Origin of the sequence: Bradyrhizobium sp. (genome assembly GCF_049581145.1) — a bacterium.
In the GTDB taxonomy this organism is placed as follows: Bacteria; Pseudomonadota; Alphaproteobacteria; order Rhizobiales; family Xanthobacteraceae; genus Bradyrhizobium.
In genome coordinates this window covers 1-8,756 of sequence record NZ_JBAURI010000127.1, presented here as the reverse complement: position 1 = coordinate 8,756, position 8,756 = coordinate 1, and the positions used below count along the sequence as shown (strand labels likewise).

Sequence of the window (8,756 nt, the reverse complement as noted above, 5' to 3'; positions counted from 1 at the left end):
GCGAACTGCGCGGCCAGCGCCACAAGCGCCAGCCGCGCAAGTGCTTTGATGGATGCGGGATGCGTCACCGCCCCTCGCGCAGCCAAGTGGCGGCAAAGGCGCCGAGCAGCAGCAACAGGCCGATCAGGCCCGCGAACACCGGAAGCACGCCAACGCCGCGGACGACGCTGGCGTCGCGCATCCGAACGCCCATCCAGCCCTCGCCGTGGAACATGCTGGAGGAACGCACCGGCACGATGCGCGGCAGCGCGAGGCTCGATCCGTCCATCACGCGGCGCGCGTCGCCGCCGGTCGCCTCGGCCAGCGGCTTCAGCGTGTCGGTCGTTGAGGTGACCTCGGAGAATTCCTTGGGATTGGTCGGTCCGACATTGATCAGGGCCTTCAGCGTGCCGTCGGTCGCCTGCCATAGTCCAAGTTCGTTCGCCGGGATGGTCCCGCGCCATTCCCCGGGTTCGCCGGCGGTCAATGTCAATTCGCGGGCCGCGCCGGATGGCGACGTCACAGTCACCGGCGTCACATTGTCCGCCATCGTCTGGCGGATCACTTCCAGGTCATGGCCCTGCACCTGCAGCCGCAGCGCCTCTTCGTCGAGGTCGGGCTCCTTCATCAGCCAATGCGAGATCCGCCGCAGCAAGTCGAGATGCGGTCCGCCGCCCTCATAGCCGCGTGCCCACAGCCAGATATGGTCGGACAACAGCAGCGCGACGCGGCCTTCGCCGAACCGTGACAAGAGCAGCAGCGGCTTGCCGTCGGCCCCGGTCATGACCGGGGGCGTGACGGCATTGCGGGTATCGACGGTACGGAAGAACCGGCTCCAAAGCGGCGGCTGGGAATCGGAGCCCGCGAGGCCCCGCGTCACCGGATGGCGTTTGCCGGCGTCGCTGAGCTCGGCGTAAAACGGCTTCTCGGTGACGCCGACCGGCTCGGCCGGCAACACCGAATCCAGTGGCGTGCGCCAGATGCTCGTGGTCGAGGCGTAATCCGGGCCGGCCGAGACCAGAACCGCGCCGCCGGCCCGCACATAGCGTGCGATATTGTCGAAATAGGCGACCGGCAGCACGCCCTGGCGCGCGTAACGATCGAAGATGATCAGCTGAAAATCGTTGATCTTCTGCTGGAACAGCTCGCGGGTCGGAAACGCGATCAGCGACAATTCATTGATCGGTGTGCCGTCCTGCTTTTCCGGTGGTCGCAGAATGGTGAAATGCACGAGGTCGACGCTGGGGTCGGACTTCAACAGGTTGCGCCAGGTCCGCTCGCCGGAATGCGGCTCGCCAGACACCAACAGCACGCGCAACTTGTCGCGCACGCCGTCGATCGAGACCACGGCGCGGTTGTTGATCGGCGTCAGTTCGTTCTCGAGCGGCGAGGCTTCGATTTCGACGATGTTCGGCCCGGCATGCTTGATGTCGACATCGACGCTTGAGGTCTGGCCGCTCTGCAGCGTGCGTTCGCCGATCACCTCGCCGTCGCGCCGGATCACGATGTTGGCGTGCTCGCCGGTGACGCCCTGATCGTCGAGCCGGTAGGTAATGGTCTGGGTCTGGCCGACAATGCCGAAACGCGGGGCGGCTGAAATCGCGATCCGGCGGTCGCGCTCGTCCTTGCGCCCGGTGATCAGCGCATGCAGTGGGGCCTGGAATCCAAGAGCGCTGGCACTGGCGGGAATGTCGTGCACCCGTCCGTCGGTGATCAGGAAGGCGCCCCCCACCCGATCGACCGGCACATCCGACAAGGCCGAGGACAGGGCGCCGAACAAATGCGTGCCGTCGGTTTCGCCGTCGGCCTGTCCGGCCTCGACCACGCGCACCTCGATGCCCCGGATCTTTTTCAGGCTGTCGACCAGTGCCTGCTGCGCCTGCAGCGTCTCCTTGGCGCGGTCGCCAAAATTCTGGCTCGGGCTTTTGTCGACGACAACGGCGACCACCGAGCTCAGGGGCTCGCGGTTCTCGCGGGTGAACGATGGATTGGCGAGCGCCAGAACGATCAGAGCCAGTGCCGCGACACGAACTGCGGCGCCCCGCGAGCGGCCAAGCAGCAATAATGCCGCGATGACCACGATCGCGGCGATCGCAATCCAGAGGATCAGAGTGGGGACGAGCGGCGCGAACGCGATACCATATTGCATATGTCGGCCTTACTGCCCCAAGCGCTCGATGAGCGCGGGTGCGTGGACCTGATCGGCCTTGTAGTTGCCGGTCAGCGTGTACATCACGATATTGACGCCGGCGCGGAAGGCGAATTCGCGCTGCTTCGGTTCGCCCGGCGTCAGCGGCAGCAGATACTGGCCGTCGGGACGCGTCGCCCATGCACCCGCGAGATCATTCGAGGTGATGATGATGGGCGAGACGCCGTCGCCGCCGCGGGCGGGCCGCGATGCCGCTTCGTCGTCTTCGCCCCGTGGTAACGCCTCGACCCAAGTCTGGCCGGTGGTGTACCGTCCCGGGAAATCGCGTAGCAGATAGAAGGTTTTGGTCAGGACATGGTCGCGCGGCACCGGCTCGAGCTCGGGCACGTCGAGCGAGGAGAGGATGTCGCGCAGCGTCTGCATCGCGGGCGTCTGCGAAGATCCGTTTTCGCCAGGCGGCGCCTCGACCGCGTCGCGGGTGTCGAACAAAACCGTGCCCCCCTGCTTCATATAGGCGTCGATGCGGTTGAGTGCGTCCTGCGGCGGCTTCGCCGCGCCGGGTATCACGGGCCAGTAGATCAGCGGAAAGAAGGCCAGCTCATCATGAGCGGGATCGACGCCGATGGGATCGCCGGCCTCGAGCGCCGTGCGCTGCGCCAGAAACATGGTCAACCCGGCCAGTCCCGCTTTCACGATGGAATCCACGTCGGAATTGCCGGTGACGATATAGGCGAGATGGGTCTGCGATACCGCCCGCATCGCGAACTCGTCGCTGGCTTCGTCGGCTCGGGCCAGCGAAGGCAGCACCAACAGGCCCGACAGAATGAGGGCGAAGGCGAGCGCGGCTGGCGCCGTGCGCCGCCGCAACAGGCCCGCGATGCCGGCGCCGAGCACGGCCACCACGATCGCGTCGATCAGGAACAAGGCGAGAGAAGCGGACAACAGCATGCCCCTGAGATCACGCGGCTCGGCGTTGGTGTAGCTGGCGCGCCGCGCATGCAGCGCGGAGGTATCGAGCGGCGCGATGCGGTCGGCTACGGCAAGCGTGTTCACCGCAAGCGGGCCGTCCGCAGGGCCATAAAATCCTGGAGGATGGTCCGGATTCGCCCGGTCCCGGTAGTCGGCGGAGAGCGGCTTGGCGGTCGCTGGCGGTGGTCCGAACGCGCCGTATCCGTCGAGCGTATGCAGCGGCGCCAGGGTTTCCTTGCTCGCCCGGCTGCTGGCGCCAGGAGCCGGTGCGGACGTATAGCCGGAGATGTCGACGATCCGCCGCAGCATCTCGACGAAGGTGCCCGACATCGGCAGGTCCGACCAGCGCATGTCGGCGCTGACGTGAAACAGGGTCACCAATCCCTTGCCGCGGCGTTCGCCGGTGACCAGCGGAGTGCCATCTTCCAGCGAGGCCCAGCTCCTTGTCGCGAGCGCCGCGTCCGGCTCGGCGAGCACTTGCCGGTTGATGGTCACGTCCGACGGCACCGGCAGGCCGGCGAACGGCCCGTCGGCTGAGAACGAAGCGAGATGCTGCGGCTTTTCCCAGGTCAGGCTGCCGCCGAGGGTGCGGTCGCCGCGGCGCAGTTTCACCGGCACGAGATCATCGTCGCCTTGCGCCAGCCGCGGTCCCGCAAAGCGGACCAGCACGCCGCCCTGCTCGATCCAGGCTGTCAGGCGGTCGCGGATTTCCGGCGACAGAGTGCCGACATCGGCCATCACGATCATCGGCAGTTTCTGATCAAGGAATTGCGTGATCGCCGCCTGCGGCGCGGCGCGATCGGCCTGCCTCACATCGGCGAATGGCGACAGCGCGCGAGTGAGATAGAAGGTCGGCGCCAGCAACGGCTGCGTGCTGTCGCTGGTCGAGGCGCTGACGATGCCGATGGCGCGGCGCCGCCATCTCTTGTCGAGCAATTGCACTGCGCCTGCGGAGCGCTCGCCCGAAATCTCCAGGCGCGCGATGTCGTTGCGCAGCTCGATCGGAAGATCGAACGCAGCTTCCGTCTCGCGGTCCTGCGGTCCGAAGGTAAAGCCTGCTTCGCCGATCGGCGACGACTTGGCATCGAGGGCGCGCACCACGCCGGAGGCAATGCCGCTGTCGACACGAAGCACCTTGACCGTCATCTTCGCCGCGGCGTTTTCGGCTGCCGTCAGCGCCAGCGGCGATGCCGTGCCGCCCTCGAAAATCGTAAGCCGGCGGTCGCCGACGATCTTGCCGAGGCCTTCGGTGAATTCCGGCCCGCGCCCGGTGTCGACGCCGTCGGATAGAAAGGCGATCTCGGCATCGCCGGTCGCTTTCAGGAAACGGTCGATGAACGGCAGCGCCTCGACCCGGTCGATCGCATAGGGCTTTGGCGAAAGCTGACGCAGCCCGACGCGCGCAGCGCCCGCCGGAGCGAGGGTGATGTCGCGTGTCGGCTCCGACAGCGGCACCAGTGCAACGCCGCGCCGGTCGCTGTCGGCATTGGCGATCAATTCGTCGGCGGCCCTGATCCTCGAATCCCAGCTGGAGGCCGCACTCCAGCCGTCATCGAGCAGGACGACGAGCGGTGACTTGCTGCCGGCCAAGGCGGTCTGTGGATTCCAGATCGGGCCCGCGGCCGCGAAAATCACCAGTGCTGCGGCGGCGAGCCGCAATGCGGTGAGCCACCATGGCGTCCGCGAGGGGGTTTCCTCCTTCGGCGCGATGCCAAACAACAGCCGCGTGGGCGGAAACTCGACGCGCCGCGGCCGCGGCGGCATCACCCGCAACAGCCACCACAACGCCGGAAGGCTCAACAGGCCGAGCAGCATCAGAGGTTCGGCGAAGGACAGAGGAAGGCCGGCGATCATGAGCTGCGTCCCGCTTTGACACTGGCGCGCGCGCTGCCCTTGCTCACCATCATGCCGCCGTGCAGGAACAGCAACAGTTCCGCGGCCGAACGGCTCGTCGTGTGGGTTGCGAATAGCCAGTCGAGTTTGTTGGTTTCGGCGCGGATCTGATCGCGGTGCAGCGCCACGCGTGCGACATAGTCGCCGGCCCATTGCTCCGCACGGCCGGCGGTGATGACGCCAAAGCCCTCCGGCTCGACGAATTCGATCCGGCCGGAATAGGGGAAGCTCTCTTCCGCGGGATCGACGATCTGCACCAGCGTCCCGTGCGCGCCGGAGCCGGACAGGCCCGCCAGGATGGTCCTGATATCTTCGATCGGTGACCAGAAATCCGACAGCACCACGATTTCGGCAAGCGCTGATGGCACGAACGAGGGCGGCAGGCTGAGCCGGTCCGCATCGTCATGCAGCATCGCCTGCGCCATCTTGTCGATCACGCTGCGGCTCGAGGTCGGGGTCATCAGGCCGGGCACGCCGACCCGCTCGCCGCCGGCGACCAGAAGCTCGGCAAGCGCAAAGGTCACGATCAGGGCGCGTTCCAGTTTGCTGTCGCGCGCCGCTTTCGAGGCGAACGCCATTGACGGCGAGCGATCGGGCCACAGCCAGACCGTGTGGGCGGCCTCCCATTCCTGCTCGCGCACATAGAGATGATCGTCGCGCGCGGAGCGGCGCCAGTCGACGCGTTGCGATGGCTCGCCCGAGACGAAGCGGCGATACTGCCAGAAGCTTTCGCCGGCGCCGGCGCGACGCCGGCCATGCAGCCCGTGAATCACGTTGGCGGCGACCCGCCGGGCTTCGAGCACAAGACGCGGCAGCGATGCGGCGAGCGTTCGACTTTCGCCATCTGCACGTCGGACTGCTAAGGTCTCCCTGGCTTGCGGCTGCTCGGCTCCGGCCATCAACTGATCCGCGTCTTCAATTGACGGATCACGTCGGGGATCGTGCGGCCCTCGGCGCGCGCCGAGAAGGTCAGCGCCATGCGGTGTTTGAGAACCGGCTCGGCGAGATCAAGCACGTCGTCGATCGAGGGAGCGAGCCGTCCGTCGAGCAGCGCGCGGGCGCGAACCGCCAGCATCAGCGACTGGCTGGCGCGCGGTCCCGGTCCCCAGGCGATCAGCTTGCCCGCTTCGCCGCCCTCCGGCCCCGGACGTGCCGAGCGCACCAGCGAGAGGATCGCTTCGACCACGGAATCGCCGACCGGCAGGCGCCGCACCAGCCGCTGCGCCGCGATCAGCGTGTCGGCGCTCATCGATCCCTTGGCCAGCGTCTCCTCCGCGCCGGTGGTTTCGAACAGGATGCGGCGCTCGGCGTCGCGGTCCGGGTAGTCGACGTCGATCTCCATCAGGAAACGATCGAGCTGCGCCTCGGGCAGCGGATAGGTACCCTCCTGCTCCAGCGGGTTCTGTGTGGCGAGCACATGAAACGGCTTGGGCAGGTCATGGCGCGCGCCGGCCACCGTGATGTGCTGCTCCTGCATCGCCTGCAACAACGCGGACTGGGTGCGCGGGCTGGCGCGGTTGATCTCGTCGGCCATCAGGAGCTGCGCGAACACCGGGCCGGCGATGAAACGGAACGACCGCTTGCCGGAATTGCTCTCGTCCAGCACTTCGGCGCCGAGAATGTCGGAGGGCATCAGGTCAGGCGTGAACTGGATGCGCTTGGCGTCCAGTCCGAGCGTGATGCCCAAGGTGTCGACCAGCTTGGTCTTGGCGAGCCCGGGAACGCCGATCAGAAGCGCGTGACCGCCGGACAGGATGGTCACCAGGGTATTCTCGATCACCTTGTCCTGGCCATAGATCACGGTCGCGATCGCGTCCTTGGCGGCGCGGACCTGACCCGAGACCTGTTCCGCCGAACGGACGATCACGTCTTCGAGCTTTTCGACACTGTCCGCCATTCGTCACTCCTTGATCTTAAAGACCCGATCTACAGACGCCTTTGTCCGAAGACGCCTTAATCCGAAGGCGCCGCTCGCGCCGCGATGCCATGGACCCATGCTAAACTTGTGCTAGGGCGATGGTTTTGTTGAGTTAGACTATCCCCACATTATCGGCATTCAGGGATATTGACGGCATCACGATATGGCGACCTCATCGGTGTTTCATCCGTGTTTTCCCGGGAACTCGCGGGGGTGCACAGCAAGTGACTTGCACCAATCGTGCCAAGAACCAGAAGAATCCTGACAGGAATCTTGGCAAGCATCCCAAGCAGGTATCGTGCAACGTCGAGGCTGCCAGAATTCAATGAGAGTCAGGGCAAACAATGGCGAAGCAAGGGCGGACGACCAATCAAAGCCTTGAAGGTGATCAAGACATTGAAGGAATCGCGGCTGTTGCCAAGGAAGCCGCCGACAACGCTGCGAAAGAAAGTTCGACCGGCAAGGGGCTGCCCCCCGTGCACTTGTGGAATCCGCCGTTTTGCGGCGATCTCGACATGCGAATCGCCGGTGATGGTACATGGTTCTACATGGGGACGCCAATCGGACGCCCTGCGCTGGTCCGCCTGTTCTCGACGATCCTCAAGCATGAAGACGGCAAATATTTTCTGGTCACACCGGTGGAGAAGGTCGGCATCCGCGTCGACGATGCGCCGTTTCTCGCCGTCGAGATGGTCGAGGACAGCGATTCGCGTGGCCGGACATTGCGCTTTCGCACCAATGTCGATGAGTGGGTCGGCTGCGATGCCGCGCATCGCCTGCGCTTTGTGACGGCCCGAGATGGCGGATTGATGCCCTATCTTCACGTCCGCAGTGACCTGTGGGCCAAAGTCACCCGCGCGCTCTATTACGATCTTGTTGACATGGGCGAGGAGCGGGTGGTCGATGGTCATCCGATGTTCGGGGTGACATCAGCTGGGGAATTTTTCCCGATGGCGGATGCGGAGCAGGTGAGGGCCGCGCGTTGAACGAGTCGATGGTGAGGATCGGGCCGGCCAAGGATTCGGCCAAGATCAGCTCGGCGGAGTTTTTTGCGCGCGCCCGGGCGCGGCTGCGCTTCGATGTGCCGCCGGCGCTGCTTGATCCCGCAATCATTCCGGAAAGCGGCGATTCCGGCACCGATCGCATGCTCGAGATCATTGCCCGCGAACAGCCGATCCGTCCCGCGGCGGTGTTGATTCCCGTGGTCGAGCATGCGCAACCGACCGTGCTGCTGACGCAGCGCTCCGCTCATCTCGCCGACCATGCCGGCCAGATCGCCTTTCCCGGCGGCAAGATCGACGCGACCGATGCGTCCCCGCTCGACACCGCGCTGCGCGAGGCCTGGGAGGAAATCGGGCTCGATCGCAGCTTCGTCGATCCGATCGGCTATCTCGGTCTTTATGGAACGAGCTTCGGCTTCCGCATCCTGCCGACCCTGGCGCGGGTCAAGCCCGGCTTCACGCTCAGGCTCAATCATTCCGAGGTCGCCGATGCCTTCGAGGTGCCGCTTTCGTTCCTGATGGACCCGGCAAACCACCAATTGCACAGCAAGGAATTCCGCGGCATGGAACGCTCTTTCTACGCCATGCCCTATGCTGAACGGTACATCTGGGGCGCGACCGCGGGAATCCTGCGGATGCTGTATGAGCGGATTTGCCAGCCATGATCCGGCCGGCGCTGACCGAGATCGGCGTTTTCCTCATTCCTTTCGGGATCTATGCGCTGTTCTTGATCGCGTCCCGCAACGGCCTTCTGCTGCAGTCCTCCTGGCCGATCCATCTCGTCGCAAGACTCGCGCTCGGCTCGCTATTCCTGGTGATCCTCAGTTTTGTTTTGCTCGCACAGTTC

At 65.5% G+C, this 8,756-nt stretch carries 7 protein-coding genes; 3 read left to right on the top strand and 4 right to left on the bottom strand.

Features of this window, described 5'->3' with window-relative positions; translation table 11 throughout:
- Positions 1–64: 64 nt before the first annotated feature.
- From WCB02_RS04205 to WCB02_RS04190, 4 genes are read right to left on the bottom strand one after another with little or no spacing between them, the layout of a single operon-like run.
- Positions 65–2,128: a hypothetical protein gene (locus tag WCB02_RS04205; RefSeq protein WP_423956581.1), complete on the bottom strand. Its 2,064-nt coding sequence runs from the start codon at positions 2,126–2,128 to the stop codon at positions 65–67.
- A 9-nt stretch (positions 2,129–2,137) separates the two neighbouring features.
- A complete protein-coding gene (locus WCB02_RS04200) occupies positions 2,138–4,948 on the bottom strand; it encodes a DUF4159 domain-containing protein (protein ID WP_423956583.1) in 2,811 nt (936 codons plus the stop codon).
- Complete coding sequence (locus WCB02_RS04195) at positions 4,948–5,889, bottom strand: DUF58 domain-containing protein (RefSeq protein ID WP_423956580.1); 942 nt, start codon at positions 5,887–5,889, stop codon at positions 4,948–4,950. The genes WCB02_RS04200 and WCB02_RS04195 overlap by 1 nt, the downstream gene beginning before the upstream one ends.
- Positions 5,889–6,887, bottom strand: a complete 999-nt coding sequence (locus tag WCB02_RS04190; protein WP_423956579.1) for an AAA family ATPase — start codon at positions 6,885–6,887, stop codon at positions 5,889–5,891. The genes WCB02_RS04195 and WCB02_RS04190 overlap by 1 nt, the downstream gene beginning before the upstream one ends.
- 365 nt (positions 6,888–7,252) lie before the next feature.
- On the opposite strand from WCB02_RS04190, the gene WCB02_RS04185 reads away from it, so the two are divergent.
- The 3 genes from WCB02_RS04185 to WCB02_RS04175 form a co-directional block, all read left to right on the top strand.
- Entirely contained in the window at positions 7,253–7,894 is a 642-nt protein-coding gene (locus WCB02_RS04185; protein WP_423956578.1) for a DUF1285 domain-containing protein, read from the top strand.
- An 8-nt stretch (positions 7,895–7,902) separates the two neighbouring features.
- Positions 7,903–8,574, top strand: coding sequence for a CoA pyrophosphatase (locus tag WCB02_RS04180; RefSeq protein WP_423956582.1), 672 nt, complete (start codon positions 7,903–7,905; stop codon positions 8,572–8,574).
- A partial coding sequence (locus tag WCB02_RS04175; protein WP_423956577.1) for a DUF6111 family protein occupies positions 8,571–8,756 on the top strand: 186 nt, incomplete at its 3' end. The genes WCB02_RS04180 and WCB02_RS04175, both read left to right, overlap by 4 nt.